Origin of the sequence: Exiguobacterium sibiricum 7-3 (genome assembly GCF_000620865.1) — a bacterium.
Taxonomy (GTDB): Bacteria; Bacillota; Bacilli; order Exiguobacteriales; family Exiguobacteriaceae; genus Exiguobacterium_A; species Exiguobacterium_A sibiricum_A.
This window is the reverse complement of the sequence record NZ_KK211190.1, coordinates 1,138,646-1,164,874: the sequence shown is the minus strand read 5'-3', so window position 1 is coordinate 1,164,874 and position 26,229 is coordinate 1,138,646. Positions and strand designations below refer to the sequence as shown.

Here is a 26,229-nt window from a genome sequence, read left to right as displayed (position 1 = left end):
TCTTTCATTGTAGTTAAAATTGGAAGCGCTGTCTATCGTTATCGACCGAAAGCATTTATTTCTTCGAAATTCCTGTTTGATCGAGTTGATATAAAAAGGCAAACAACTCGGCAATGACCCCATATAATTCATTTGGAATTTGTTCCGAGACTTGGACGGCGTCGAGCAACGTGACCAGCGTCTCGTCTTGCCGAATCGGAATACCGTGTTGTAAGGCCTCTTCGAGAATGCGCTCCGCGACCCGTTCTGATCCTTTCGCGACGACCTTAGGCGCCTGCATCTGTTCTTCGTAGGATAAGGCGATGGCTTTTTTCATATTTGATAGTCCACCCTTCCGTTTCGATCCGTCGGCTGGAACGGTATCCGTTCTTTTTCCGCTTCTATTTGTTCGAAGCGGATCAAAGCATATCCTTGCTCGTGCAGACGTTGTTCGATGGTCGGCTGATAGTGGGACATAAAAGCGGCAATCCGTTCATCCGGATGAAAAACGGAAATCGCTATTTTTCGATCCGTGATTAATAAATCCAATGCAATTTCACCGACTTTCGGCAGTTTTAAGTAAAAAGCAATTCGTGCGTGATCCGGATTAAATTCTTTTTGATCAAAAGGTGCCTCCATCGTGACATCGACTTCTTCGAAAGGACCAAATTGCGGTAATTGAAACAAAAATATACCGCGTCCGGTTTCATTCGTCGCTTGAATGACCTGTTGGGCAAGTACCTGATCACTCGTCTTCCGGTCGAGCTGCCCTTCTGTTGTACCATCCGCACTCCGAGCGAGTTGAACCAATTCAATGATAGCTTGTTTGAAGGCTGTTCCGGACCCTTCCATCACTTTTTGACCCAGCTGTTGCAAGACATCTCGTGTCGTTTGCGGGACGGATTCCGCTGAAAGTGGATTGATTCGATCAAATGTCGGAAGCACTGGTAATTTCGGAGAACTCGTTTCCTGTGAAACGATTTTTAAAACGGGCTGTCCATCTGTACTCGTGACCAGAAACCGGTAAGTCGCGCCCTCTTTCAGCTCGGCTGTCGTTCCTGCCGTCAAGACACGTTGTCCGACTTGCAGCTCCATCAGACCGTCCGGAAGCAGTTTCAATACTTTACCGATGACGTTTGCCCCTTCGCGTAACGGTTGGTTGGTCGAATCAATAATTTTAAAGGGCAGTAAGGCACGATGCTCAATCTGCACGATAGCTCACCTCCTAAAGTCGGTCGAGGACCGGTTTAAATGTCTTTCGGTGAATCGGCGTCACCCCTACACGGTCGAGTGCCTGTAAGTGTTGTACCGTACCATATCCGGCATGTTGTTCAAAGCCGTAATCCGGATAGATCATGGCGTATTGTTCCATCATCGTATCCCGTGTTTCTTTCGCGACGACACTTGCTGCTGCAATCGAGATGCTCCGGGCATCGCCTTTAATCAAGGATTCCTGTGGGAAATCAACATCAAGCGTCATCGCGTCCACTAACAGGGCATCCGGCGTCAATTGAGCGACAGCCTGCTGCATAGCCTGTTTAGAGGCCTGGTAAATGTTGATCCGGTCAATCTCTTCCGGTTCGACGATCCCGATTGCGACTTCTGCGACTTCCTGAATATGCTCATACGCAGCAAGTCGTTGCTTTTTCGACATCTGTTTTGAATCTGTCAGCCCGGGATGATAAAAATCCACCGGTAAAATGACGGCTGCTGCGACGACGGGTCCCGCAAGCGGTCCCCGACCGACTTCGTCCACCCCGGCAATACGCTGATGACCTTGCGCGCGGTAAAGCTTTTCAAAAAGCGATCGTTCTTGAAACTGAACACGTTGTTGCTCTTCGTTTAACAACCGGCGCTCTGCTTGTTTCAGAGCAGTGACAACACCTTTTCGGGTATCTTGCGCGAATTCGCTTTTGATTTGTTCGAACTCTCCTCGTGAGACCATTGCTAATCGTGCTTTGATTTCAGTAATGTTCATGACTTAACTCCTTTTCGAAAAAAGCTTGGATTTCTCATCTCGAGAAGTCCAAGCCTGTCTTATTCTGTAACGGTCGCCCACTCTTCAACGGTCTCGAGCGTAACCCGACCAATTTTCTCCGTTCGGAGCTCGTGAAGCAACATTTCACTTGTCCGCTCAAAGTCGACATAGCCGCCGGTGACGAAACCACGGTTTTTTCCGATGGCTTCTAATACATCAACCGCTTCTCCCGTGATTTCCTTGAGACGATAACGCAGTTTTAATTGTTCCGGATAACGCGTCATCAACTCACGGATGGCAAACAAGGCAATATCATCAATATTCAGGATATCATCCTTAATGGCGCCCGTTGCCGCTAACCGGTAGCCGACAAGCTGGTCATCAAACTTCGGCCAGAGAATTCCCGGTGTATCAAGCAGTTCCATCTCACCCGTCTTCATTTTGATCCATTGTTGACGTTTCGTCACACCTGGACGGTCTCCTGTAATCGCGATGTTCCGTCCAGCCAAACGATTGATCAACGTTGATTTCCCGACGTTCGGGATCCCGATGATCAAAGCTCGAATCGCACTTGGATTCCGCCCTTTATCCCGCATCCGGTCATGTTTGTCTTTCATCAGACGTAAGGCACCTTCATGAATCTGTCCTAACCCTTTACTGTGCTTCGCATCGACTGCGACGACGTCGACACCGTCCTTTCGGAGTGCCTGCATCCATTTTTCGGTCAGACGGGCATCAGCCATGTCTGATTTATTCAGGACGATCAGTCGCGGTTTTCCTGCTGTGATTTGCTCGACCATCGGATTACGGCTCGACATCGGTAACCGTGCATCCACCAATTCGATGACGACATCAATCAATTTTAATTTTTCCGTGACTTCACGGCGTGCTTTCGCCATGTGTCCCGGGAACCATTGTATTGTCATTTCTTCCACCTCAAGTTTTCATAGTGCTTGGACTGCTAATAATGAACGATATATACATCGTGTCTCGTATGACCGATCCACTGCCTGTTCGAGAGAAACGATCCATTCTCTAGTATACGCAACTTTTCGCCAGAAAAGAACCCTGTCACGGTCCGAACAAAAAAACGAAGTCCACATGCAGTGAACTCCGTTTCTTAGTTACTGGCTGAAATCGTCAATCGACTGATCGAACATCGCTAAACGGATAGAAGACGAAGTTCGTCGTACCGACGATTTGGTCTTCGTCTACAAAACCGATGTCCCGGCTGTCTTTCGAGTTTTGACGATTATCTCCCATTACAAACACTTTTCCTTTTGGAACGGTCTTTTGTGCTGTTTTTTCTTCCAATGTAAAGTCTTCTGTTAAAGGAACACCATTCATCTGCGCCTTAAACTCGTTCAGATAAGGTTCCTCGACTTTTTTATCGTTGACGTATAATGTATCATCTTTGTAGTACATCGTATCACCTGGAACAGCAATCACACGTTTAATGTAATCCCGTGTTTCCGTTGCATGGAAGACGACGATGTCTCCCCGTTCCGGTTCATTGAAATAATAAGGAACCTTATTGACAATCATTCGGTCCGAATTGTGTAACGTCGGCATCATCGATTCGCCGTCCACAATGACCGGGACAAATAAAAACGTTCGGATGATGAACGCAATTACGAGCGCCACGACCAGCGCCTTAATCCAACTAAATAACTCCTTCACGCGTTCCACTCCTTCAACTCAATCTCTTGCCTAAACCTAGTATACGCATAAACGATAAAAAAAAGAAGCTTGTCCGGAGACAAGCCACTTTTTCACATGATTAACGACGAATTTCTTTAATACGAGCCGCTTTACCGCGAAGGTTACGGAGGTAGTAAAGTTTCGCACGACGGACTTTACCGTAACGAACGACTTCGATTTGCGCAACACGTGGTGAGTGAAGCGGGAATGCACGCTCAACGCCAACTCCGTAAGAAATCTTACGAACTGTAAACGTTTCGCTGATGCCGCCACCGTGACGTTTGATGACTACGCCTTCGAAAAGCTGGATCCGCTCACGCGTACCCTCGACGACTTTAACGTGGACGCGGACTGTATCACCAGGACGGAATGCAGGGACGTCTGACTTGATTTGTTCTTGTGTAATTTCACGGAACAATTGTTGTGTGTTCATGAATGATTTCTCCTTTTTTCACCAATGTTCGTATCTTCATTTGCCCTTGGCATCCAACAGCGGAACATCGTTAATAGGTGGCTTTTGCCACATGTTTTAACTTATCACAGTTTCAGTCGTTTGACAATCCTGAAATTGATTGCAAGTAACGACGGTCGGTCTCGGACAAATCGGCCTGCTCAAGTAAATCCGGTCGCCGTTCAAGCGTCCGCTTCAATGCCTGTTCGCGGCGCCATGTCTCGATCCGGGCATGGTTGCCGGACAATAAAACATCTGGAACCACTAACCCCCGAAAATCGGCAGGACGCGTATAATGCGGATATTCGAGCAATCCGGTCGAAAACGAGTCGTCTTCATGACTGGCAGCTTTTCCGAGAACATCCGGCAACAGGCGGACGGTCGCATCAATCATCGTCATGGCTGCAAGCTCGCCACCGGTCAGAACAAAGTCTCCAAGCGACACTTCATCTGTCACCAGTTCATCATGAATCCGTTGATCGAATCCTTCATAGTGACCGCATAGAAAGACGAGTTCTGTTTCGGTTGACCATTCCTCCGCAATACGTTGATCAAATCGGCGCCCCGTCGGTGTTAGGGCAATGATTCGCCGGTTTGCTTCTGGTAACGCCGCAATCGCGTCAAAAATCGGTTGGGGAGTCAATAACATTCCGGCCCCGCCACCGTATGGAGAATCATCGACACGCCCATGACGATTCGTTGAATAGTCTCGGAAATTGACATAGTTCAGTTCGATCCGCTTTTCTTCCTGGGCACGGGCGACAATCGAGTGATTGAGCGCTGTGAACATCTCCGGAAACAATGTCATGACCGTAATCTTCATCCTTCGATCAAACCCGGTAACGGTGTAATTTGAATCCGTTTTGCTTCGACATCGATCGAGGCGACGACTTGTTCGATATAGGGAATCAGAACATCCTTTTTACCGGGACGTTTGATTGTCCAAACATCATTCGCTCCCGTTTCTAAAATATCAGAGACGACACCGATTTCGTTTTCACCGTCGAAGACCGTACAGCCGATGATTTCATGATAATAAAATTCATGTTCCCCGAGCTCCTGTAAGGCTTCCGGCTGAACATACAGCTTCGAGCCTTTATATTTCTCGACATCATTGATGTGTTGCATTCCTTTGAATGTCACCATGATGAACTGTTTGTGTTTCCGGTAACTGCTGATCGTAAACGGTGTGTATGTTCCGTTCGATTCTAAAAATACATCGTTGCCGACTTTAAAGCGCTGTTCCGGAAAATCTGTGCTTGCCAGTAGTTTCAATTCGCCTTTCAAGCCGTGCGTGTTGGCGATTTTTGCGACTTCCAACCATTCCATCTGTTCCACTTCCTTATTTACAAGTCTTGTTTCCCGTTATTATTTTGCCATACAAAAAGGAGGTAAGCTTTCGCTCACCTCCAATCGTCTTACTTCGCGAGTTTCGCGTTGTGGAATTTCTCCATGATACCAGCTTTTGAGAAGAGGTTACGAACTGTGTCTGAAGGTTTAGCACCTTCAGCGAGCCATTTAAGAGCAAGCTCTTCGTTAAGTTTTACTTCTGCTTCTGGTTTAGCAACCGGGTTGTAGTATCCGATTTGCTCGATGAAACGACCATCACGTGGTGCACGTGAGTCTGCTACTACCACACGGTAGAAAGGTGATTTGTTTGCGCCCATGCGCTTAAGACGAATTTTAACTGCCATTCGTAAGTCCCTCCAGATAATAAATAGTTTTTTTTCGTTTAGTCAAATTGACAACTTCACTAGTATACAACGTTCCAGCAAAAGTGAAAAGACTTTTAGAAGAATGGGAGGCCAAAGCCGCCTTTCTTTTTCCCTTTGCCCATTTGGCCGGAGAATTGTTTCATCATCTTCCGCATGTCTTCAAATTGCTTGATCAATCGGTTCACTTCTTGAATGCTACGACCACTGCCGCGCGCAATCCGTTTCCGACGACTCGCATTGAGAATTTCCGGTTCAGTCCGCTCTCGTTTTGTCATCGATTGAATAATCGCTTCGACATAAACAAGTTGCTTCTCATCGATTTGGGCATTTTTCAGACCCTTCATCTTTCCTTTACCGGCACCCGGAATCATTCCTAACAACTCATCCAAAGGACCCATCTGTTTCACTTGCTGTAACTGCTCGATGAAATCGTCAAACGTGAACGATGCATCGCGCATTTTGCCTTCGAGCTCTTTGGCACGTGTCGCGTCCATTTGAGACTCCGCTTTTTCAATCAGCGTCAGCATATCTCCCATGCCGAGAATCCGTGACGCCATCCGCTCCGGATAGAATGGCTCGATTGCGTCCAGCTTCTCTCCAAGACCGACGAATTTAATCGGTGCTCCGGTGACTGCCTTGATGGAGAGTGCTGCTCCGCCTCGAGTATCCCCGTCGAGCTTCGTCAAGATGACACCTGTCACACCAAGCTTTTCATTAAAGCTTTCAGCAACATTGACGGCATCCTGACCCGTCATCGAATCGACGACAAGGAAGATTTCATTCGGTTTGGCGATTTCTTTCACATCAACCAGTTCCTGCATGAGGTCCTCGTCGATATGTAAGCGTCCCGCCGTATCGATCAACACGATATCGTGGTGATGCTCTTTTGCATAGTCGAGGGCATTAGTGACAATCTCTTGTGGACTGACCTGATCTCCCATTGAGAAAACAGGCAGTTCGAGTTGTTTCCCTAACGTCTCGAGCTGTTTGATCGCAGCCGGTCGATAAATATCCGCTGCAACGAGCAGTGGACTGCGATTTTGTTTCTTCCGTAAATGATTCGCAAGTTTTCCGACTGTCGTCGTCTTACCTGCCCCTTGCAAACCGGTCATCATGATGACGGTTGGCGGACGGTTCGATAACGTCAATGGAGAAACTTCTGACCCCATCAGTTTCGTCAATTCGTCATGGACGATTTTGACGACTTGCTGACCTGGCGTGAGAGACGTCATGACATCTTGCCCGACTGCACGTTCTTTCACATCATTTACGAATTGTTTGACGACTTTGAAGTTGACGTCAGCTTCTAATAACGCAAGGCGAACCTCACGCATCATTTCTTTTACGTCCGCTTCAGAAATCTTACCTTTACCCCGCATTTTAGCGAGACTGGCTTGAAGCCGTTCCGATAATCCTTCGAATGCCATGAAATTGCCCCCTACTCTAATTGCTCGAGTGCCGTAATGGTCACGTGAGCTTCGCTCGGAAGGTCTAGTTGCTTCAACTGATCAAGGAGTAACTTTCGCTGTTCATACTTTGCGAACAAGCCCAGTCGTTCTTCATATTGTTCAAGCATCGCTTCCGTACGTTTTATGTTGTCGTAGACTGCTTGTCGGCTGACTTCAAACTCATCGGCGATTTCACCTAACGAAAAGTCATCTAAATAATAGAGTGACATATAATTCCGCTGTTTCGGCGTCAAAAGCTCCTGATAAAAGTCAATCAGATAATTCATCCGGTTCGTCTTATCAAGTGTCATTCGAACACCTCCACGGTTGTTAAGTGAAATTCCTTTACAGATAGTATAGTACAGCCCTCACAGTGTGTTGTCAAGTTTTTTTCTTTACAAGGAAATCGTGGTCAGTCCTCTTCTCGGGCTTCTTCGACGGTTTCTTTTTCTTCAAAGACATCTCCGAATAATCCATAGACGAATTGTTCGGCATCAAACGGTTGTAAGTCATCGATTTTTTCACCGAGACCAACGAATTTCACCGGCAAATCCAACTCATTCTTAATCGCAAGGACAATTCCGCCTTTCGCTGTTCCGTCGAGCTTCGTCAAAACGATCCCGCTGACATCCGTGGCTTGTTTAAAGGCTTTTGCTTGAACCATCGCATTTTGACCGGTCGTTGCGTCAAGGGCGAGCAATACTTCGTGTGGCGCCCCCGGAATTTCCCGTTCGATGACACGCTTTACTTTTTCGAGTTCATTCATTAAATTGACTTTGTTTTGCAGTCGACCGGCTGTATCGCAAATCAGGACGTCGACTTTTCGTGCTTTAGCGGCTTGAACCGCATCATAGATGACCGCTGCCGGGTCCGACCCTTCACCTTGGCGAATGACCGGCACACCGGAACGTTCACCCCAGACTTGAAGTTGATCGATGGCGCCGGCCCGGAACGTATCTCCGGCTGCGAGCATGACCGTTTTACCTTCGTTCTTCAGACGGTTCGCCAATTTACCGATCGTCGTCGTTTTCCCGACGCCGTTGACACCGACAAATAAGATGACATTGAGTTCGTGACTGAGATCTAGTTCCGATTCTTCCTCTTCTACCAACATGTTGGCGACGACTTCGACCAGTACGTCACGCACTTCCTTTGTATCCTTGACGTTTTTACGTTTGACCTCGACTTTTAACTTTTCAACGAGATCCATCGTCGTCGTGACACCGACATCGGCCTGAATCAGTACTTCTTCCAACTCTTCGAAAAAATCTTCGTCGACTTCCCGGAAACGGTAGACGAGATCGTTGACGGCATTCGCCAATCCGTCCCGTGTTTTCGTCAAGCCTTCCGTAAACTTCGACGTCACTTCTTGCGTGGATGTCGTCAGACGATCTTTTAATTTTTTAAAGAAACTCATTTTTTTATCCCCTTTGGTTCTACTTCTTCACTGAGTGTCCGTCTCGCTTCTTCTAGTTTAACGGATAATACTTCGGAAATACCGTTTTGTTGCATTGTAACGCCATACAGGACGTCGGCGGACTCCATCGTTCCCTTTCGGTGGGTGATAATGATGAACTGTGTCTCGCGTGCCAGTTGGTGGACGAATTCTCCAAACCGGGCGACATTCGCCTCGTCGAGTGCTGCTTCGACCTCATCAAGGACACAGAATGGGACTGGTCGTGTTTTTAAGATGGCGAATAGTAGGGCGATTGCAGTCAAGGCACGTTCCCCACCGGACAATAAGGACAGATTTTGTAACTTTTTGCCGGGTGGTTTGGCTACGATATCGATACCGCTCGTCAAGAGGTCGGTTGGATCCACTAAAATCAAGTCGGCTTCCCCGCCGCCAAACAATTCCCGGAAGGTCTCCCGGAAATGTTCGCGAACGGCTGTGTATGTCTGTTTGAACAACCGAACGACTTCCCGGTCCATTTCTTCGATGACGGCATACAAATCTGTTTTCGCACTGACTAAATCGTCACGCTGCGTCGACAAAAACGTAAAGCGTTGATCGACTTCGGCAAATTCCTCGATGGCACCGAGATTGACAATCCCGATTTCCTCGAGTTGCCGTTTCAAGAGATGCAATTCTTCCTTGGCTTCCTCGAATGAAGTGGTTAATGGTTGAATCAAATCCGCGACCAGACCCATTTCCTCCAGTGTTTCGTGACGTGTCTCAAGACGTGTGCTGAGTCGTCCCTGGGCAAGCCGGGCTTGATCGAGGCGTTGCGTCGTCCGCTGACGTGCTTCCGTCAATTGCGCTTCCTGAATCCGTAACAGACGTAAATCTTCTGCTGCCTGCTGGATTTTTTTCGTCACAAGCGTCAATTCGTGTTCGACTGAAGTTTGTTCTTGTTGCATCTGCATTTTTTCAACATGCAGCGCATCAATCTTCGCTTCATCGAATCCTTCTAGAACATGCTTCAAGTCACGCCGTTTGTGACTTCTTTCTAATTTTGCATGACTCAGTGTCTCCCGGAGACGCGTCACTTCACGATCGATTTGATCACGTGTCATACTGATCGTCCGTTCCTCGAGCAATGCTTCTGCTTGTTGTTGTTTTAATTCCTCGACTGCAACAGCTCCGCGTGATTGCGCTTCTTTCAGCTGATCGAGAGCCTGCCGCAGTTCCCCTTGGCGTTTCGTCAACTGTTCCATGTCCTGCTCTGATGTTGCAATGATCGTTTTTGCTTCGGTTGCTTGTTCAGCAAGACGATTCAATTGACCATCATGGACCGACAATTCCGAGGCGGTGACGGCGAGACTACGCTTCGCATCTGTCCAGGCTTCACGAACACTTTCCAATTGCGCCTGAACCAATTGAATGTTGCGGATGTTTTCTTCAAGTAAACCGGCAAGTTGTGTGATGGCCGTTCTCATTTCATCACGGCGTCGCTCTTGTTCCCGAATGACAGCCTGACCTTGTTTTAATCCAGTCTGCAACTCTTCCAGTTCACGCGACTGACTGAAGAGAGGTGTTCCTTTTTTCCGACTGCCTCCCGTCATCGATCCCCCGACGTTGACGACGTCGCCTTCGAGCGTCACGATCCGGTAACGATGTCCTGTCGAACGGGCAATCGCATTGGCTTGTTCAAGCGATTCAACGACCAGTGTCGTCCCCAGTAAATTATCTTTCAGTTTTGTGAAGTCTTCTCGTGTCGTGACCAGATTACTCGCGACGCCAAGATAACCGGACATGCCCGATAGACTTTCTTGCACGGAAGTACTCAGTTCACGACGCTGAATGGACGAGAGCGGCATGAATGTCGCCCGCCCGGCGTTTAACCGACGTAGTTCCTGAATCAGTTTCCGACCTGTCACATCTGTATCGACGACGACATTTTGCATCGCTCCGCCCAAAGCGGTTTCAATCGCCGCCTCAAAACGGGCAGGAACGGTAATCAGTTCCGCGACAGCCCCATGGATCCCAGCAATCCGGTCCCGTTGTTTCAAAACGGTTTTGACGGCTCCGAAATAACCACTGTAGTCTGCTTTGACGGATTCCAAAAACTCAATCCGGTCTTCTGTCTTATCGCGACGCCGGTGGAGATCGATGATGGATTGCTCCATTTGCCGGAACGTCTCTTGTTGCTGACGATGTCGGTCTTGTTGTGCGTGTTCTTCTTGACGCAACGTTTCTAAACGGTTCCGTAACTCTTCCACCTGTTGTTCCAAACGAATCGTTTCCGCTTCATACGTCGATCGGTCCGTTTGTTTTGACCCGACATTTTTAGAAAAACTGATTTGCTGTTCTTCTGCATGAAGAAGATCTTGTTTGGCTCGATGGTAAGCATTCGTTGCCGCCGCCAGACGGCTGGCCACTTCAAAGGCCTCCGAACGTAATTGTTCGGCCTCTTTTTCAAAATCCCGGTCGGAGTAAGACAAGGCAGCATCGGCTTGTTCCCGTTGCGCGACAGTATCGAGGTACAGTTGCTGAGTCTGTTGCTGTTGTCTCAGCACCGTCTGTTCCTCTTGCTCGATTTGCGCTACGCGTTGTTCAGCAACTGCTACTTCCTGTTCCAGACGCGCCTTCATTTCCGCCCCGTGTTTTTCCCGTTCTTTCGCCAGGTTCAATGCCCCTTCGATTTCAACAAGTTTATTCGAGACAAGCCGTAAACGATCCTGCATTTCCGTCTCAAGTCGCCGTGTCTGTTCTAGCGACGTTTCTTGCGTTTCCCGTGTTGCGATCGTATCTTGTAACCGGTCTTGCTCAGTCAATAATTGAGTTTGGCACGATTCGATTTCAGTCGACACGTCAGCGAGTTGTGTCTTATATTGTTGAATTTCGGTTGCAATGATGCCCCGCTCCAAGAAGTCGTACCGTTCACGGGCAACTAAAAATTCTTTTGCCAATGATGCTTGTTCCCGTAATGGTTCGATTCGTCCACCCAGTTCAAATAAGATGTCATCGACCCGTGACAAATTTGTTTCTGTATCTGTTAACTTTCGTTCAGCCTGTTTTTTACGGTTGCGGTATTTTAAGACACCTGCCGCCTCTTCGATGACAGCACGTCGTTCTTCCGGTTTTCCGGAAATCACTTGTTCGACCCGCCCTTGACCGATGATGGCGAACGCGTCACGCGACAATCCGGTATCCATGAATAAATCCAGAACATCTTTTAATCGGCATGGTTTTTTATTTAAAAAATAATCGCTGTCACCGTTCCGGCTGACACGCCGTGTTACATTGATTTCTTGATACGGCAAGGCAACAGTCCCCGACTCATTGTCGAGCACGAGCGTGACTTCCGCAAATTGTTTCCGGTGTTCCGTGATACTTCCGGCAAAGATGACATCTTCCATCTTCCCACCGCGTAATGATTTAGCTGATTGCTCACCGAGCACCCAGCGCACAGCATCCGATATATTGGACTTCCCACTGCCGTTTGGTCCGACGACGGCCGTGACTCCCGGAAGGAAGTCGAGCTCCGTCCGACTGGCAAATGACTTGAAGCCATTGATTTCAATTCGTTTTAAGTACATCTTGACCACCCATATGTTTAAATTTCTTTTTGATTTTCTTTTAGTTTACCATAGCCGAAAGGTCTACAAAATGGTAGCTTTTATGGTAATGTTAGGCTTAAAGAAATGAAGAGGAGATTTTAAGACATGACAATTGAACAAATGATTGTAGACATTCTGGATAAATTAAACATTATCAACAAAGGTGTCATCAAGGCGGAACAATTCGACGGCACGAAAAATGATGATTTAAAAGAGATTTATGACTTCGTCATGATGCGTGAGTCTTTGACGTTAGCAGAAGTCGATGCTATCGTCGATGAACTGAAATCACTCAAAACCGTTTAAGATTCCTCACAAAAAGGCACTCCATTTTAAAATGGGTGCCTTTTTCATATCAGAAGCTGTTTTTAAGTTCCAGCAATGCTTGCTTAGCGGCCTGCTGTTCGGCTTCTTTTTTCGAACGACCGGTACCGATGCCTTCTAGCTTATCCGCGATGTGAACGCGCGAGATGAACTCACGACTGTGCGCCGGACCACGTTCTTCGATGATTTCATACTCGATTTGCCCCAGTCCGACACGTTGGATCGCTTCTTGGAGCTGGCTTTTAAAATCAGTTTGTTCTTCAAAAAATCCGGATGCCACTTTCGGAAAAACCGCTTCGGCGAGGAATCGTTCTGCAGCTTCAATCCCTTGGTCCAGATACAAGGCACCGATGAAGGCTTCAAACACATCCGCTAGTAGTGCCGGACGATTTCTTCCTCCTGTCAGTTCCTCCCCCTTACCAAGTAGAATCATTTCAGAAAACTCATAATGATTCGCGAACTGGACCAGTGACGGCTCACACACGATGGCCGCACGCAGCTTTGTTAATTCCCCCTCGGAACGTTCCGGATAGTGCTGAAATAAATACCTGGAGACCGTCAATTCTAATACGGCATCGCCTAAAAACTCCAGACGTTCGTTATCTCCGTCTGATTCACGTTGTTCATTTACAAAAGAAGAATGCGTAAATGCTTGCTTCAATAGTTCTACATTCGCAAAATGAATATCCAGCCGTTCTTGAAGCTGGCTGAATTTCTGTTCAATTTGTGCCAAAGCCCGTGAGTCTTTCCGTCGCTTTACATACGGTCCTTTTCGGACACGACGTCCTTTTTGATTCGTCATAATGCCTCCTAAACAGCTAAATCCCACCGCAAAAACGCGGTGGGCCAGCTTCATGTATTAGACTTGTGTTTCGATGTAGCTGACGACATCGCCGACTGTTTTTAGGTTTTCTGCTTGGTCATCTTCGATTGTGATTTCGAATTTGTCTTCGAGATCCATAACGAGTTCCATGACTTCAAGTGAATCTGCTCCGAGATCGTCTTTAAACGATTTGTCGAGTGTGATTTCACTCTGTTCTTTGCCTAACTTCTCTGCGATTGCTTCTTGCACGTCTACTAAAATTTGTTCTTTTGTCATTTGAAAATCCCTCCATGAGTTGAGTATATAAGATGATTGCCAATTTGGCAAAGTAGTACCACAGTTCACTTACATTGTCATGCCGCCATCGACTGCCAAAGTTTGACCAGTGATGTAACGGGCATTGTCTGACGCGATAAAACTGACGAGCGACGCGATATCTTCCGTCTGACCAAATCGTTTTAACGGAATTTGGTCGAGTGTCTGATTGCGTTGTGTTTCTGTCAATTCATCCGTCATATCGGTTTCAATGAAACCAGGACAGATCGCATTTGCCGTAACGCCTTTGCTCGCCAGTTCACGGGCGACCGACTTCGTAAATCCGATCAGACCGGCTTTTGCCGCCACATAGTTGGCTTGACCCGGATTACCGGTGATCCCGACGACGGAAGCGATATTGATGATGCGGCCGCTCGATTTCAACAAGGGACGCGTCGCCGCTTGCGTCACAAGAAACGCACCTTTTAAGTTCGTGTTCAGAACGGCGTCAAAATCTGCTTCTTTCATTCGCATCAACAGACCGTCCCGCGTGATACCGGCATTGTTGACGACGCAATCCAGCTGACCGTACGTATCCAGTGTCGTCTTCAGCAATGCTTTCACTTGTTCGGCGTCTGCAACGTCTGCTTGGACGGCGATGGCTTCACCACCCGCATCGACGATAGACGATACGACTTCTTCTGCTTTTGCTATATTCCCGGCGTAGTTCACGACAATCCGGAATCCGTCTGTCGCCAATCGTTTGGCGATAGCGGCTCCGATTCCGCGTGATGCACCGGTTACGAGTGCTACTTTATTCAACGAATCGCCTCCGCTTCCAATTGTTCAAGTGTCGTGATACTGACGATCTTGACATCTTTTTTAATCCGCTTGACGAGACCACTCAGTGGTGACGACGGACCGAATTCGATAAATGTATCCGCACCCTCTTCAATCAATTTTTCCACACAGGATTCAAAACGAACCGGTGAATACAATTGTTGAACCAGTAAACGAATCAATTCATCTGGCTGATCGTGAAAATCACTATCGACGTTCGAGATGAATTTTGTTTTCGCCGTCTGGAAAGGTGAAGAAACCAAGATATCTTCAAATCGTGAGGCGAACGGAGTCATTAACGACGAGTGGAACGCTCCCGATACATCAAGCGGAAGGACACGTTTCGCACCCAACTCTTTTAATTTCGCAGTCGCCGTCTCGACAGCTGCAACTTGTCCTGAAATCACGAATTGTCCCGGACAGTTGTAGTTTGCGATTTGGACGATCTCTCCTGTTGCCGCGATGGACTCGACCGCATGATGTGCGGCTTCGACATCGTTCAGCCCGATGACAGCTGCCATCGTACCGCCTGTCACTTGATTCATCAGATTACCCCGTTCACGAACGAGGTAAACCGCTTCACTTGCTGTTAACACAGACGCTGCAACGAGTGCACTGTACTCTCCGACACTATGTCCGAGTACGAAGTCCGGTCGATGACCAAGTGCCGCATAACGATTCGCAAGCAGCGTGCTGTGTGCAACGATGGCAGGTTGTGCGATTTCTGTCGGCTTCAAATCTTCTTTTGTCCCCGTCGTCAATAAATCCGTTAAATCGAGACCAATCCGTGTCCCAAGGTCCATCAATGCTTGACGTGACTCTTCATGATGTAGAAGCGTTTGTCCCATTCCTGGCATTTGTGAACCTTGACCTGGAAACATCCAAACCGTTTTACCCATCCGTCTCACCCCTTTAGATTTCTTTCGTTGTCTTTGCCTCGATGATTTTTGTGACTACCTGTTGTTCAACCATCTGTTCTGCTTGTGCCAACGCCCGGCTGAATGCATAGGCATTACTTGAGCCGTGTGCTTTGATGACCGGAGCGGCAATCCCGAACAATCCGGCTCCGCCGTATTCTTCATAAGCAAGCAGTTGTTTCATTTTTTTCAGTTTCGGCTTTAGAATCAAGGCCGCAATTTTTGAACTGAACGAACTCATGAATTGTTCTTTCATGACGCCCATGATCATACTAGCGGCACCCTCTGTACTCTTTAACAGCGTATTTCCGGCAAAACCTTCAGTTACGATGACATCTACTTCACCGCTCATCGCTTCTCGCGCCTCAACGTTACCGACAAAATGGATGGGAGCGGTCTCAAGCAGAGGATAGGTCTCTTTCGTCAGGGCATTGCCTTTACCGGCTTCTGATCCGATATTCAGCAATGCCACTTTCGGCTGTTTAATTCCTCTGACTTGTTCTGCGTAGACCGACCCCATAATCGCATAATCCAAAAGATGTTCTGCTTTTGCATCTGGATTGGCACCGACATCTAAGATGACGACCCCTTTTCCATTTCGTGTCGGGAAAGTCGGCGCTAATGCCGGACGGTCAATTCCTTCGATCCGACCGATCACAAACAATCCGGCTGTCATGAGTGCACCCGTGTTGCCTGCTGAAATCAAAGCATCTGCCTCTTTTGATTTCACCAGGTTTGCAGCCACCACGAGTGAGCTATCTTTCTTGCGACGGATTGCGCGGACCGGTTCGTCTTCTCCGGTAATGACGGATGCGGCATGAACGATTTTCACACGTGGATCCTTGATGTCATACGAACGTAACTTTAATTCATCGCCAACCAACCGAATTTCAATCTGTTCCGTTGGACGTTCCGCTAAAAATTGAACGACTCCTTCTACGATGGCGCGTGGAGCATGATCTCCTCCCATTGCGTCTACTGCTAAAATCATTTTGATTCCTCCTTACTACTTCGATACACCGTGAATTCACCGATGAACACACACTCGTCGCCGACAAAACTCTCGACATTGATGTCCGATCGTCCATCTTGTCGATGCGAGCTGACGAATGCTTTCGCCACGACACGTTCACCAACATGAACGGACCGTGTGAACTGGACATTGGCTTTCGTCGTCAAGGCCAGTTCATCATCAATCAAGGCGATTGCCAATGAATTGGCTTGAGCAAACAAAATATGTCCGCGGGCAATCGCATTTCGGCTGAACGCGTGTTCCGGAAGGATTTCTAAAATCGAAATCGCCGATGTATCCAGTTTCAGGTCAATCATATCACCAATGACTTCATTTTCAGTCAATGTACGCACATCATCCAACCGTTCCGTCGCGACGTGTTTAATTCGTTCACGTAATTCCGGAATCTTCATCTCCATCCGGTCCAGACGAATCGTTTGGATACTGACGTTGAAATGAGTTGCTAGTGCTTCGTCCGTAATGAACGGATTTTGTTCAATTGTATGCTGTAATTCAGTTTGTCGCTCTTTTTTAGGTACCCGCATGTACGTTCCTCCCACAAGAAGGATGTCTACCATTATTACCTGGTACTAATAGTAGTATATATCCCTTGTTGTTCACTTTCAAGTATTATTCGATTCTTTCTCCGTCCAGCAGTCCCTGCTGTTCGATGTATTGCCGTAAAACCGCGTACTCCGGATGTTGCCAAAAGGCATCAGAACGTAACAGGCGAACTGCGTCGTTTCGTGCAGTCTCCATCACTTGGATATCGAGTGCCGGATCTGTCAGCACGAATCGGGGCAACCCGCTTTGCTCGGTTCCGAAGAAGTTCCCGGCCCCTCGTAATTCCAAATCTTTTTCAGCTAACTTAAATCCGTCGTTTGTCTCTGTCATCGTTTTAATCCGTTCTTTTCCTGTGTCGGAAGACGGATCGGCAATCAGGATACAAAATGATTGGGCAGCTCCCCGCCCGACCCGACCACGTAACTGGTGCAATTGTGCTAAACCAAACCGTTCCGCGTCGTAAATGACGATGATCGAGGCATTCGGAACGTTGACACCGACTTCGACGACGGTTGTCGAGACCAGGACTTGTACTTGATTTTCCTTAAAAGCCTGCATGACGTCGTCTTTTTCTGACGAACTGAGCCGGCCGTGCATCAATCCGACACGTTGCGCTGAAAACCGTTCTGTCAAAAGCAAATGCAGTTCGATTGCATTTTGAACATCAAGTGATTCAGATTCCTCAATCAGTGGCGTGATGATATACGCTTGATGACCGAGCAGTAACTCTTTTTCGACAAATCCGAAGACACGTTCCATTTGTTCCGGTTTTGCCCAATAAGTTTCAATTTCTTTTCTTCCTGCCGGCATCTCGTCAATGATTGAGACATCCATATCGCCAAACACGGAAATCGCTAGTGTCCGTGGAATCGGTGTTGCCGTCATATAAAGAACATCTGCCTGATCTGCTTTCGCCCGGAGGCGTTTTCGTTGTTCGACACCAAACCGGTGCTGTTCATCCGTAATGACAAGATGAAGATCCTTAAAGACGACTGTATCTTGAATCAAGGCATGGGTCCCGACCAACACATCAATTTCACCTTGCCGTAATGCTTCCAGTAGGAGCAATCGGTTTTTCCCTTTGACGGAACTCGTCAATAATCCGACTTTGATCCCGAACGGCTCAAGTAGTGGGGCAAGTGATGAGGCATGCTGTTCCGCTAAAATCTCTGTCGGCACCATCAATGCACCCTGTTTATCGGCACGGACGGCAGTAAAAAGAGCAATGGCGGCCACGACCGTTTTCCCGCTTCCGACGTCCCCTTGGAGAAGCCGATTCATCCGTTCCGATCGATGCATGTCGGCTAAGATTTCTTCTGTCACTCGTTGTTGTGCTCCCGTGAGCGGGAAAGGTAACGTCGCGATGAATTGATCGATGTCTTCCTGAAATAACGGAAGAGCAAGACCTTGTCCCTTTCGTTTCCCAAGACGTAACGTCTGCAACTTCAGTTGGAAATATAGACATTCTTCATACACATAACTTCTTCGGGCAGTCGTCAAGTCTTGACGGGTCGTCGGAAAATGTAACCGGCGCAACATCGTCATGCGATCCAGTAATCGGTACGTTTTGCGAATGTTATCCGGAATGCGTTCTTCGAGTGTTTCACTTTCGGCAAAAGCCAGTTCAACGACCCGCCGGAATGTCTTCATCCGCATATCTCCTTTTAGCGAATAGACCGGTGTCAATTCCCCTTCAATCGCTCCGAATTGTAATTCCGTTGCCGAAATCGTCATCCGGTGTAAGTCCCATTTTCCACTGACCGTCACTTCTTCGCCGAGTTTCAACTGATCTTTGTAAAAGGCACGGTTGAACATCGTCACGGTAACGCTGTAACGGTCTTCGACAAGCAGCCGGAACGTCAACCGGTTTTTTCCTTTTCCGTAATAACGGACAAGCGCTTCTGATTGGACCTGTCCCGTGAATTTCACCTTGTCTTCATGGATGGCCTCTGTCAGACTGCCGGTTACAAAATCGTCATAACGAAACGGGACGTGCTCAAGCACGTCCGCAATCGTCAGCATATCCATTTCTTCAAGTTTACGGGCTAAATCCCGCCCGACTCCTTTTAATGCAGTTACTTTATTTGATGGATTCATTCGAGAGTTCCCCAAAGATTTTTGATTCGAGCCAACGCCCGGTCGGTGTGTTGGCAAGTCCGCCTTTTGCGGTTTCCCGTAAAGCGGATGGCATCATTTGACCGATTTCATACATCGCGCCAATGACTTCGTCACACGGAATCCGTGACGTGATTCCCGCTAACGCCATATCGGCTGCAACAAGCGCATTCGCTCCGCCCATGGCATTTCGTTTCACGCACGGTACTTCAACGAGTCCCGCAACCGGATCGCAGACGAGTCCGAGCATATTCTTAAGGGCGATCGCAAATGCGTGGGCCGATTGATCGGGTGTTCCACCAGCCATTTCTACGATTGCCGCCGCCGCCATTGCCGTTGCCGAACCGACTTCCGCCTGACATCCGCCCGCTGCTCCGGAAATGGACGCATTGTTCGCAACGACGAAGCCGAATGCACCGGATGTAAACAAGAAACGCAGCATCTGTTCGCGACTCGGATTCAAGCGTTCCCGAACTGCGAATAACGTTCCCGGGACGACGCCCGCACTACCGGCTGTCGGTGTCGCACAGATTTTTCCCATTGCAGCATTAACTTCATTTGTTCCAATCGCTTTACTGACGGCATCTAACAACAGATCACCGGATAACCCTTGACCGCTCGCGCGGTATCGTTGCAGCAAGACAGCGTCGCCGCCGGTCAGACCGGTAACGGACTCGACGCCGTCTCCTGTCAGCGAACGTTCAACCGCTGCTTCCATTACTTCCAGATTCCGTTCCATCATCCCGAGGACTTCATCCCGTTCGAGGTGCCGAACAGTCATTTCCTGTTCAATCATGATTTCTGAAATCGGTACATTTTTTTCAGTCGCCAGTGCGACGAGTTCTTTTACGGATTTAAACATCTCTTCACTCTCCCATCATGACAGAACGCTCGACTTGTGGTAACCGGTTGATTTCTTCGAGAACGGCAGTTGGCATCCGGTCATCGATTTCAATGGCCATCAATGCCTGCTTGCCTTTTTCATGACGCGATACTTCCATATGGCCAATGTTGATTTCATAATCGGCCAAAATACTTGTGACGGCTGCGATCGCTCCGAAGCGGTCATGATGCAGGACGATCAAGGCCGGTCCACCGCCTGACAACTTTAACTGGACACCGTTCAACTCGGTAATCTCAATCGTTCCCCCGCCAATTGAAATACCCACGAGTTCAAACTCCGCCTGTCCATCCGTCAAATGAACACGTGCCGTATTCGGATGGTCCGTCAATGCCTCACTCGTTTCAAAATGAATCCGGATTCCTTTTTGTTCCGCAATCTTGATGGATTCCGGAATCCGGTCGTCAAACGTATCATACCCCAAGACACCGCCGATAATGGCGACATCCGTTCCGTGTCCCCGGTACGTGTCCGCAAATGACCCATAAAACGTAATCGTAATATCCGTCGGCTGTTCGCCAAACAGTTTCCCTGCCATTAATCCAATTCGCGCTGCCCCCGCCGTATGCGAACTGGATGGTCCGACCATGATCGGACCGATGATATCAAATACACTCCGGTACTTCATCTTCTTTTCCCCTCTCTTCCAACTAAACAAAAATCCCACCTCTATTATCGCAGATGGTGGGATATGTGAAAAGGTACGTTCACGTTTTATATTATTCGACGCTCAAGATATACGAGTAAAGCGGTTGTTTTCCGTCATGTACTTCTACTTCCGCTTCCGGATTAATGGATTCGATGTAAGCAACAAGTTCGTCGACCTCTTCTTGTGCCACACCTTCACCGAATAGGACTGTGATGATTTCGTCTTCGTCCGTAACAAGTGTGTCAACAAGCTTCTTGACAGCACCTAGACTCGAACGATCCGTTGCGATGATTTGCTTTTCAGCAATCGCCATATGATCATCTTTTTTAATTTCGACACCATCGATGCTCGTATCGCGGACTGCATATGTGACTTGACCGGATTTAACCGCTGCGATCGCATCCATCATATGACGTTCATTTTCGACGACTGTCGCTTCCGGATTGTAGACGATTGTCGCGGCAAGTCCTTGAGGTACCGTCTTCGACTTGACGACCGTCACACCACAAGAGGCAACTGATGCCGCTTGTTCTGCCGCCATGATGATGTTCGAGTTGTTCGGGTAGACATAGACATGTTCCGCGTGTGCATCTTCAATTGCTTTGACGATGTCTTCCGTTGACGGGTTCATCGTTTGTCCGCCTTCGATGACGACACTGACACCCAGTGATTTAAAGAGTTCGCTGATTCCTTCGCCCATCGCTACCGTCACAAGTGCTGACTGTGCTTTCGCTTTCGTCGCGACTGGAGCTGCCACTTGATTGATACCCTCTTCTTCGAGGATCGTCGAGTGCTGTTGACGCATGTTTTCAATCTTGACGGCAACGAGTTCACCAAAACGTTGACCTTTCGTGATGACTTCACCCGGTGTTTCGACGTGAACATGGACCTTCAATAACTCTTCGTCTGCAACGACGAGTAATGAATCTCCGAATTCCGCGAGCTCGTTCCGGAATGTTTCTTCGCTGAATGGTGTTTTCGCCAGCTTATCGTCCTGGAAACGAACCATGATTTCCGTGCAGTAGCCGTAATGAATTTCTTCCGTCGACATGAAGCTTTGAGCCGATTTGTGATGCTCTGCTTCGACGAGTGCTTCCATGACCGGTGCATGCGGCTTTTCAAGTTCTTTTCCTTCGAGTGTCGCAAGGAATCCTTCATAGATACAAACAAGTCCTTGACCACCGGAATCAACGACGCCGACTTCTTTAAGTACAGGTAACAAGTCTGGTGTGCCTTCGAGTGATACTTTTGACGCTTCAACGATACCGCGCATCAACTCAAGTAAATCGGTCGTTGTTTCTGACTGGGCAATCGCTGCGACAGCTGTCTCGCGTGCCACTGTCAAAATCGTTCCCTCGACAGGTTTCATGACTGCTTTATACGCTGTGTCGACCCCTTTTTGCAAGGCATCTGCGAATTCCTTTGTATCAATCGCATCTTTTCCTTCGATTGATTTCGAGAAACCACGGAACAGTTGGCTTAAGATAACGCCTGAGTTCCCGCGTGCGCCCATTAAAAGACCACGTGCAAAAACCGTGGCGACTTCTGAGACTGAATCTGTCGTTGTTTTTGTTGCTTCTTTCGAACCCGACGTCATTGTCAAGTTCATGTTTGTTCCCGTGTCACCGTCTGGGACCGGGAAAACGTTCAGCGAATCGACAAAATCCGCATTTTGATAGAGATTCGCTGCGCCATTCTGGATCATTTTGACCAGTTGCGCTCCTGTTAAACGATCTACGCTCACTAAAGTTTCCTCCTCTATTCCCGCCTTAGACATTCGTCAAGCGGACTCCTTGGACAAAAATATTTACAGATGTCACTTCTAAACCAAGTGCCTGGCTGAGTGAATACTTCACACGGCTCTGGACGTTGTTTGCGACTTCTGAGATTTTTGTTCCGTAACTAACAATGATATGCATATCGATGTGAACTTGTTCCGATACCTGCCGCACGATGACACCACGTGCAAAGTTTTCGCGTTTCAGCAGTTCAGCCAGTCCGTCTTTGATTTGCGACTGGGATGCCATACCAACGACACCAAAACATTCCATCGCTGCTCCGCCTGCAAGTTGCGCAACGACATCGTTGTCTACGTCAATTTTTCCATAAGTCGTTTTCATCTCGATCGCCACTTGAGTAGCCCCCTTTGTTAATTGTGTTCTTCTCATAATTCTACTATAAGGACCTACTATTGAAAAGTCGCCGTACTGACTATACAATGAATATGTGAAAAATAGTAGCGGTCAAATGAACTTTTACCATCATCCTCATTCATTATTTTAAATTTTGAGGTTGTCTGTCAAGTTTTTTTCTTGTCAGCTACTTTTTTTATGTTGCAACCGTCTTAACAGCATGCTAAGATAGCAAAGTGTCTATTAGGACGAACGCAAAACAACATAAAAGGAGGCGGAACACATGGCACGTAAATGCTACGTTACTGGGAAATCGCCGAAGTCGGGAAACAACCGTTCACACGCATTGAACAAAACGAAACGCACTTGGGGAATCAACGTACAAAAAGTACGTATCCTCGTTGACGGTAAACCTAAAAAGGTTTGGGTTTCAGCTCGAGCGCTCAAATCAGGTAAAGTCGAACGCGTATAAGGCGCAGTAACCGGATGGGAATCTTCCCTTCCGGTTCTTTTTTTGTTCTTTTTTTATTTTTCCTATAAACTAATTGTCTGAACAATTGAAAACGCTTACAATAAACAAGCAGTTATTTTTTTCAAGGGGGAAGGGTCAACATGCAGTTAAAAAGAGAAATGACAAGCCGACATCTCTTCATGATTTCACTCGGAGGGATTATCGGTACGGGACTGTTCCTCGGTTCTGGATTAACGATTTCGCAAGCGGGACCGCTCGGGGCGGTTCTCAGTTACATCGTGGGTGGGACCATCATGTATCTGACCATGTTATGTTTAGGAGAAATGGCTGTCCATATGCCGGTTTCCGGATCGTTTCAGACATATACGACACGGTTTATTGGACCGGGTATCGGATTTGCCGTCGGTTGGATTTACTGGCTGGGTTGGGCTGTCACGGTAGCGCTCGAAATCACGGCAGCCGGCAGTCTGATGGACCGGTGGTTTCCGGATACACCAATCGTCATCTGGTGTGCCATTTTCACCGTCATTTTATTCGGTCTCAATGCGGTATCCGCAAAAGCCTTCGGGGAGGCTGAGTTCTGGTTCTCGAGTCTGAAAGTCCTTGCCATTCTATTTTTCATCGTGCTCGGGGGAGCGGCTTGGTTTGGCTGGATTGATATGACGGCAGCACGTCCGGAAAGTTTGTTTGCCAATTTTACTTCAAATGGATTATTCCCGAACGGTGCCCTCGGGGTGTTGACAACGATGATTGCCGTCAACTTTGCGTTTCAAGGGACCGAATTGATCGGCGTTGCTGCCGGAGAATCGAACGATCCAGAAAAATCGATTCCAAAAGCAATTCGTAATACCGTCTGGCGGACGTTCATCTTCTTCGTCCTTTCGATTACGATTGTCGGAGCATTGATTCCTTATGAAACAGCCGGCGGCATCAGCAGTCCATTCATCATGGTCTTCGATGCCATCGGAATTCCTTATGCAGCTGATTTAATGAACATCGTCGTGTTGACAGCCTTACTGTCGGTCGGAAACTCAGGTTTGTACGCCGCTACTCGGATGTTATGGTCGATGTCACAAGAAGGCATGATTTCGAAAAAACTTGCCATCGTCAACTCACGCGGAGTACCGATGCGCGCTTTGTGCTTTACGATGCTGTTTGCGATGTTATCACTATTGACTGCCTTTTTCGCGGAAGATACCGTCTTCATCTGGCTGTTGTCACTCGCCGGACTCGGTGCGCAAGTCGGTTGGATTTCGATTTCCGCTTCACAGATCGCCTTCCGTCGTCAATTCATCAAAGATGGACATGCTGTCAGTGAATTGAAATTCAAGACCCCGTTCTTCCCGGTCTTACCGATCATCTCGTTCTCTTTAAACATGCTTGTACTGATCAGCCTGGCTTTCCAAGCAGATCAACGGATTGCCTTGTACATCGGTGTTCCATTTTTCCTCTTGACGTGGGCCTCTTACCATCTGTTCGTCAAAGGAAAACATATTGCGGCTCAAACTGAACGTCAGGCAGCCAGCTCGACATTGGAATCTTAAAAAACAAAACTACCAAAAAACGTGATCGGCTTTTAGGATATCCTAAAGCCGATCACGTTTTTTAACGGTCTGACAAACTTCGTAAAGCAATTACTTCACCGGTATGCACCGTCACGTTCGCCGCCCCTTGATCTGTCCATTCATTGCTGACGGTCAAGGATCCGCCGACCGGCACATCATGGTTCACCAGCGGATATTTGACCTCCTGGAGTGTCAAACGTGTCGGAACGAGCGGGATGAAGGACAAATAGTGATACTGGTCCGCCTGGAGAGTGTACTGCCCCTGTTGTAAGAAACGGACCTCTTCCCGCTTCGTCATCAAGCGGACTGCCGGAAATTGTTTTAACAGATAGACGTTTTGAAGCGTCATATCGAGTCGTCCTCCGGTCGCACCGAATACCAACACTTCCGTTGCTTCATACTGCTGACTGACGTACCGTAAAGCCAGTTCCAAATCGGTCTCATCCTTTTCAGCCGGATGGATGATGGCTCCTTCCGGTTTGTATCCGAGCGAATCAAAGTCACCGATGGCCAAGTCAAAAGCGAAACCTTGTTGTGCCAACACGGTGACACCTCCGTCGACAGCGATGACAACCGTCTTCTCATCCATAAACGGCTTTAGGGACGGGATGTCTTCCGCCGGACCGGCCGCTACAATCACGACCCGCATCAGACACCTCGTGCTGAATAACGAAGAAGTCGTGGTGCTGTCGTAAACAGGAGTCCTGCGACAATACCACATAACAGATACGATGGAACCATATACGTCGCGTTATAGATCAACGAATACGGGACAACTGGACCTTCCGCATACTCAGCGAAGAACACGATTCCACTGATGACGTGACACACATAACGTAAGCCCGCACCAAGCAATGTCGCACCTAGTACAATTGCCATCAAACGGCCATTTTTCCCGGTTGCTGCTGCTTTTTTAACTTGCCGTGCGAATAATCCGCTCAATCCGACGACCCCAAACGCAATCGTATAATCGAGTAACGGCTGAACGACCGTCAGAATTTGCGGAGCGAACATCAGTTGGATCGTTCCGACAAGTGCGCCTGTCACGACCCCACCGACGACACCATGACGAAAGGCCATGACGAAGATTGGCAACATTGCCAAACTAATTGAACCACCTTGCGGCATTTTAAATGGGATTAATAAATCGAATACCACACCAAGACTTGCAAAGATTGCAATTTCCATTAACATTTGTAGCCGTTTCATTCTTTTTTCCTCCTAAAAATAAAATCGCAGGACGGCAAAAAGGCAGTACGACGAACGCCGTACTGCCTGCGTGCGCCACATCCCTACGTCCGTCTGAACGGAACAGGTTCGAAGGGTTAAAGTCCAATCACTTCTCTCAGCCGCTTGATGCGACACCCCTTGCGGTCATCATTTA

At 47.9% G+C, this 26,229-nt stretch carries 29 protein-coding genes and 1 riboswitch; of the genes, 3 read left to right on the top strand and 26 right to left on the bottom strand.

Annotation, left to right across the window (positions count from 1 at the left end):
• Window positions 1–55 precede the first annotated feature (55 nt).
• The 13 genes from P402_RS0106800 to smc form a co-directional block, all read right to left on the bottom strand.
• Window positions 56–316 (bottom strand): EscU/YscU/HrcU family type III secretion system export apparatus switch protein, encoded by a 261-nt coding sequence (locus tag P402_RS0106800; protein WP_026827994.1) that lies wholly within the window; start codon window positions 314–316, stop codon window positions 56–58.
• Complete coding sequence (locus P402_RS0106795) at window positions 313–1,191, bottom strand: hypothetical protein (protein WP_026827993.1); 879 nt, start codon at window positions 1,189–1,191, stop codon at window positions 313–315. The genes P402_RS0106800 and P402_RS0106795 overlap by 4 nt, the downstream gene beginning before the upstream one ends.
• Window positions 1,192–1,204: 13 nt before the next feature.
• Complete coding sequence (locus P402_RS0106790; protein WP_026827992.1) at window positions 1,205–1,957, bottom strand: ribonuclease HII; 753 nt, start codon at window positions 1,955–1,957, stop codon at window positions 1,205–1,207.
• Between the two features lie 59 nt (window positions 1,958–2,016).
• The gene (gene ylqF / locus P402_RS0106785; RefSeq protein ID WP_026827991.1) at window positions 2,017–2,883 is read right to left on the bottom strand and encodes a ribosome biogenesis GTPase YlqF; all 867 of its coding nucleotides are present in this window, start codon (window positions 2,881–2,883) and stop codon (window positions 2,017–2,019) included.
• A gap of 214 nt (window positions 2,884–3,097) precedes the next feature.
• A complete protein-coding gene (gene lepB, locus P402_RS0106780; protein WP_026827990.1) occupies window positions 3,098–3,637 on the bottom strand; it encodes a signal peptidase I in 540 nt (179 codons plus the stop codon).
• A 100-nt stretch (window positions 3,638–3,737) separates the two neighbouring features.
• A complete protein-coding gene (rplS, locus tag P402_RS0106775) occupies window positions 3,738–4,091 on the bottom strand; it encodes a 50S ribosomal protein L19 (protein WP_012370767.1) in 354 nt (117 codons plus the stop codon).
• Window positions 4,092–4,203: 112 nt separating this feature from the next.
• Window positions 4,204–4,932 (bottom strand): tRNA (guanosine(37)-N1)-methyltransferase TrmD, encoded by a 729-nt coding sequence (gene trmD, locus P402_RS0106770; RefSeq protein WP_026827989.1) that lies wholly within the window; start codon window positions 4,930–4,932, stop codon window positions 4,204–4,206.
• A complete protein-coding gene (gene rimM, locus P402_RS0106765; protein ID WP_026827988.1) occupies window positions 4,929–5,438 on the bottom strand; it encodes a ribosome maturation factor RimM in 510 nt (169 codons plus the stop codon). The genes trmD and rimM overlap by 4 nt, the downstream gene beginning before the upstream one ends.
• An 89-nt stretch (window positions 5,439–5,527) precedes the next feature.
• Window positions 5,528–5,803 (bottom strand): 30S ribosomal protein S16, encoded by a 276-nt coding sequence (rpsP, locus tag P402_RS0106760; protein WP_012370770.1) that lies wholly within the window; start codon window positions 5,801–5,803, stop codon window positions 5,528–5,530.
• A gap of 95 nt (window positions 5,804–5,898) precedes the next feature.
• The gene (ffh, locus tag P402_RS0106755) at window positions 5,899–7,251 is read right to left on the bottom strand and encodes a signal recognition particle protein (protein ID WP_026827987.1); all 1,353 of its coding nucleotides are present in this window, start codon (window positions 7,249–7,251) and stop codon (window positions 5,899–5,901) included.
• 11 nt (window positions 7,252–7,262) lie between these two features.
• Window positions 7,263–7,583 (bottom strand): putative DNA-binding protein, encoded by a 321-nt coding sequence (locus tag P402_RS0106750; RefSeq protein WP_026827986.1) that lies wholly within the window; start codon window positions 7,581–7,583, stop codon window positions 7,263–7,265.
• A gap of 101 nt (window positions 7,584–7,684) precedes the next feature.
• Complete coding sequence (ftsY, locus tag P402_RS0106745) at window positions 7,685–8,689, bottom strand: signal recognition particle-docking protein FtsY (RefSeq protein WP_026827985.1); 1,005 nt, start codon at window positions 8,687–8,689, stop codon at window positions 7,685–7,687.
• Window positions 8,686–12,255 (bottom strand): chromosome segregation protein SMC, encoded by a 3,570-nt coding sequence (gene smc / locus P402_RS0106740; protein WP_034769819.1) that lies wholly within the window; start codon window positions 12,253–12,255, stop codon window positions 8,686–8,688. Before smc ends, ftsY begins: the two co-directional genes overlap by 4 nt.
• Before the next feature lie 126 nt (window positions 12,256–12,381).
• Between smc and P402_RS0106735 the strand changes: the two genes are divergently transcribed.
• Entirely contained in the window at window positions 12,382–12,582 is a 201-nt protein-coding gene (locus tag P402_RS0106735; protein ID WP_026827983.1) for a DUF1128 family protein, read from the top strand.
• 49 nt (window positions 12,583–12,631) lie between these two features.
• On the opposite strand, the gene rnc is transcribed toward P402_RS0106735, so the two are convergent.
• The 11 genes from rnc to P402_RS0106680 form a co-directional block, all read right to left on the bottom strand.
• Window positions 12,632–13,402, bottom strand: a complete 771-nt coding sequence (gene rnc / locus P402_RS0106730) for a ribonuclease III (protein WP_034769816.1) — start codon at window positions 13,400–13,402, stop codon at window positions 12,632–12,634.
• A 57-nt stretch (window positions 13,403–13,459) separates the two neighbouring features.
• Window positions 13,460–13,699 (bottom strand): acyl carrier protein, encoded by a 240-nt coding sequence (gene acpP, locus P402_RS0106725; RefSeq protein WP_012370777.1) that lies wholly within the window; start codon window positions 13,697–13,699, stop codon window positions 13,460–13,462.
• Between the two features lie 69 nt (window positions 13,700–13,768).
• Window positions 13,769–14,500, bottom strand: coding sequence for a 3-oxoacyl-[acyl-carrier-protein] reductase (gene fabG / locus P402_RS0106720; protein ID WP_026827981.1), 732 nt, complete (start codon window positions 14,498–14,500; stop codon window positions 13,769–13,771).
• Window positions 14,497–15,417: an ACP S-malonyltransferase gene (gene fabD, locus P402_RS0106715; protein WP_026827980.1), complete on the bottom strand. Its 921-nt coding sequence runs from the start codon at window positions 15,415–15,417 to the stop codon at window positions 14,497–14,499. Before fabD ends, fabG begins: the two co-directional genes overlap by 4 nt.
• 13 nt (window positions 15,418–15,430) lie before the next feature.
• A complete protein-coding gene (gene plsX, locus P402_RS0106710; protein ID WP_026827979.1) occupies window positions 15,431–16,426 on the bottom strand; it encodes a phosphate acyltransferase PlsX in 996 nt (331 codons plus the stop codon).
• Window positions 16,423–16,992, bottom strand: a complete 570-nt coding sequence (fapR, locus tag P402_RS0106705; protein ID WP_012370781.1) for a transcription factor FapR — start codon at window positions 16,990–16,992, stop codon at window positions 16,423–16,425. Before fapR ends, plsX begins: the two co-directional genes overlap by 4 nt.
• Before the next feature lie 85 nt (window positions 16,993–17,077).
• Complete coding sequence (gene recG / locus P402_RS0106700; protein ID WP_026827978.1) at window positions 17,078–19,108, bottom strand: ATP-dependent DNA helicase RecG; 2,031 nt, start codon at window positions 19,106–19,108, stop codon at window positions 17,078–17,080.
• On the bottom strand, window positions 19,092–19,988 hold the full coding sequence (sdaAA, locus tag P402_RS0106695) for an L-serine ammonia-lyase, iron-sulfur-dependent, subunit alpha (protein ID WP_026827977.1): 897 nt from the start codon (window positions 19,986–19,988) through the stop codon (window positions 19,092–19,094). Before sdaAA ends, recG begins: the two co-directional genes overlap by 17 nt.
• Before the next feature lie 4 nt (window positions 19,989–19,992).
• Window positions 19,993–20,655: an L-serine ammonia-lyase, iron-sulfur-dependent subunit beta gene (gene sdaAB / locus P402_RS0106690; RefSeq protein WP_026827976.1), complete on the bottom strand. Its 663-nt coding sequence runs from the start codon at window positions 20,653–20,655 to the stop codon at window positions 19,993–19,995.
• Window positions 20,656–20,746: 91 nt separating this feature from the next.
• Complete coding sequence (locus P402_RS0106685; protein WP_026827975.1) at window positions 20,747–22,420, bottom strand: DAK2 domain-containing protein; 1,674 nt, start codon at window positions 22,418–22,420, stop codon at window positions 20,747–20,749.
• A gap of 25 nt (window positions 22,421–22,445) precedes the next feature.
• Window positions 22,446–22,808, bottom strand: a complete 363-nt coding sequence (locus tag P402_RS0106680; RefSeq protein WP_026827974.1) for an Asp23/Gls24 family envelope stress response protein — start codon at window positions 22,806–22,808, stop codon at window positions 22,446–22,448.
• Between the two features lie 283 nt (window positions 22,809–23,091).
• Here P402_RS0106680 and rpmB point away from each other — a divergent pair, with 283 nt between their 5' ends.
• Together rpmB and P402_RS0106670 are read left to right on the top strand one after the other, a co-directional pair.
• Complete coding sequence (gene rpmB, locus P402_RS16840) at window positions 23,092–23,280, top strand: 50S ribosomal protein L28 (RefSeq protein ID WP_012370787.1); 189 nt, start codon at window positions 23,092–23,094, stop codon at window positions 23,278–23,280.
• Between the two features lie 140 nt (window positions 23,281–23,420).
• On the top strand, window positions 23,421–24,824 hold the full coding sequence (locus P402_RS0106670) for an amino acid permease (RefSeq protein ID WP_026827973.1): 1,404 nt from the start codon (window positions 23,421–23,423) through the stop codon (window positions 24,822–24,824).
• A 61-nt stretch (window positions 24,825–24,885) separates the two neighbouring features.
• Here the strand turns inward: P402_RS0106670 and P402_RS0106665 are convergent, their stop codons facing one another.
• Both P402_RS0106665 and thiT read right to left on the bottom strand, forming a co-directional pair.
• A complete protein-coding gene (locus P402_RS0106665) occupies window positions 24,886–25,494 on the bottom strand; it encodes a thiamine diphosphokinase (protein ID WP_026827972.1) in 609 nt (202 codons plus the stop codon).
• Complete coding sequence (gene thiT, locus P402_RS0106660; RefSeq protein ID WP_026827971.1) at window positions 25,494–26,054, bottom strand: energy-coupled thiamine transporter ThiT; 561 nt, start codon at window positions 26,052–26,054, stop codon at window positions 25,494–25,496. The genes P402_RS0106665 and thiT overlap by 1 nt, the downstream gene beginning before the upstream one ends.
• Window positions 26,055–26,117: 63 nt before the next feature.
• Window positions 26,118–26,224, bottom strand: a riboswitch (TPP riboswitch).
• Between the last annotated feature and the right edge of the window lie 5 nt (window positions 26,225–26,229).

Coding starts and splice junctions, on each gene's coding strand:
- P402_RS0106800 (WP_026827994.1), bottom strand. CDS start 316: ATGAAAAAAGCCATCGCCTTATCCTACGAAGAACAGATGCAGGCGCCT.
- P402_RS0106790 (WP_026827992.1), bottom strand. CDS start 1,957: ATGAACATTACTGAAATCAAAGCACGATTAGCAATGGTCTCACGAGGA.
- ylqF (WP_026827991.1), bottom strand. CDS start 2,883: ATGACAATACAATGGTTCCCGGGACACATGGCGAAAGCACGCCGTGAA.
- rplS (WP_012370767.1), bottom strand. CDS start 4,091: ATGAACACACAACAATTGTTCCGTGAAATTACACAAGAACAAATCAAG.
- trmD (WP_026827989.1), bottom strand. CDS start 4,932: ATGAAGATTACGGTCATGACATTGTTTCCGGAGATGTTCACAGCGCTC.
- rimM (WP_026827988.1), bottom strand. CDS start 5,438: ATGGAATGGTTGGAAGTCGCAAAAATCGCCAACACGCACGGCTTGAAA.
- rpsP (WP_012370770.1), bottom strand. CDS start 5,803: ATGGCAGTTAAAATTCGTCTTAAGCGCATGGGCGCAAACAAATCACCT.
- ffh (WP_026827987.1), bottom strand. CDS start 7,251: ATGGCATTCGAAGGATTATCGGAACGGCTTCAAGCCAGTCTCGCTAAA.
- P402_RS0106750 (WP_026827986.1), bottom strand. CDS start 7,583: ATGACACTTGATAAGACGAACCGGATGAATTATCTGATTGACTTTTAT.
- ftsY (WP_026827985.1), bottom strand. CDS start 8,689: ATGAGTTTCTTTAAAAAATTAAAAGATCGTCTGACGACATCCACGCAA.
- smc (WP_034769819.1), bottom strand. CDS start 12,255: ATGTACTTAAAACGAATTGAAATCAATGGCTTCAAGTCATTTGCCAGT.
- P402_RS0106735 (WP_026827983.1), top strand. CDS start 12,382: ATGACAATTGAACAAATGATTGTAGACATTCTGGATAAATTAAACATT.
- rnc (WP_034769816.1), bottom strand. CDS start 13,402: ATGACGAATCAAAAAGGACGTCGTGTCCGAAAAGGACCGTATGTAAAG.
- acpP (WP_012370777.1), bottom strand. CDS start 13,699: ATGACAAAAGAACAAATTTTAGTAGACGTGCAAGAAGCAATCGCAGAG.
- fabD (WP_026827980.1), bottom strand. CDS start 15,417: ATGGGTAAAACGGTTTGGATGTTTCCAGGTCAAGGTTCACAAATGCCA.
- plsX (WP_026827979.1), bottom strand. CDS start 16,426: ATGATTTTAGCAGTAGACGCAATGGGAGGAGATCATGCTCCACGCGCC.
- fapR (WP_012370781.1), bottom strand. CDS start 16,992: ATGCGGGTACCTAAAAAAGAGCGACAAACTGAATTACAGCATACAATT.
- recG (WP_026827978.1), bottom strand. CDS start 19,108: ATGAATCCATCAAATAAAGTAACTGCATTAAAAGGAGTCGGGCGGGAT.
- sdaAA (WP_026827977.1), bottom strand. CDS start 19,988: ATGTTTAAATCCGTAAAAGAACTCGTCGCACTGGCGACTGAAAAAAAT.
- sdaAB (WP_026827976.1), bottom strand. CDS start 20,655: ATGAAGTACCGGAGTGTATTTGATATCATCGGTCCGATCATGGTCGGA.
- rpmB (WP_012370787.1), top strand. CDS start 23,092: ATGGCACGTAAATGCTACGTTACTGGGAAATCGCCGAAGTCGGGAAAC.
- P402_RS0106670 (WP_026827973.1), top strand. CDS start 23,421: ATGCAGTTAAAAAGAGAAATGACAAGCCGACATCTCTTCATGATTTCA.
- P402_RS0106665 (WP_026827972.1), bottom strand. CDS start 25,494: ATGCGGGTCGTGATTGTAGCGGCCGGTCCGGCGGAAGACATCCCGTCC.
- thiT (WP_026827971.1), bottom strand. CDS start 26,054: ATGAAACGGCTACAAATGTTAATGGAAATTGCAATCTTTGCAAGTCTT.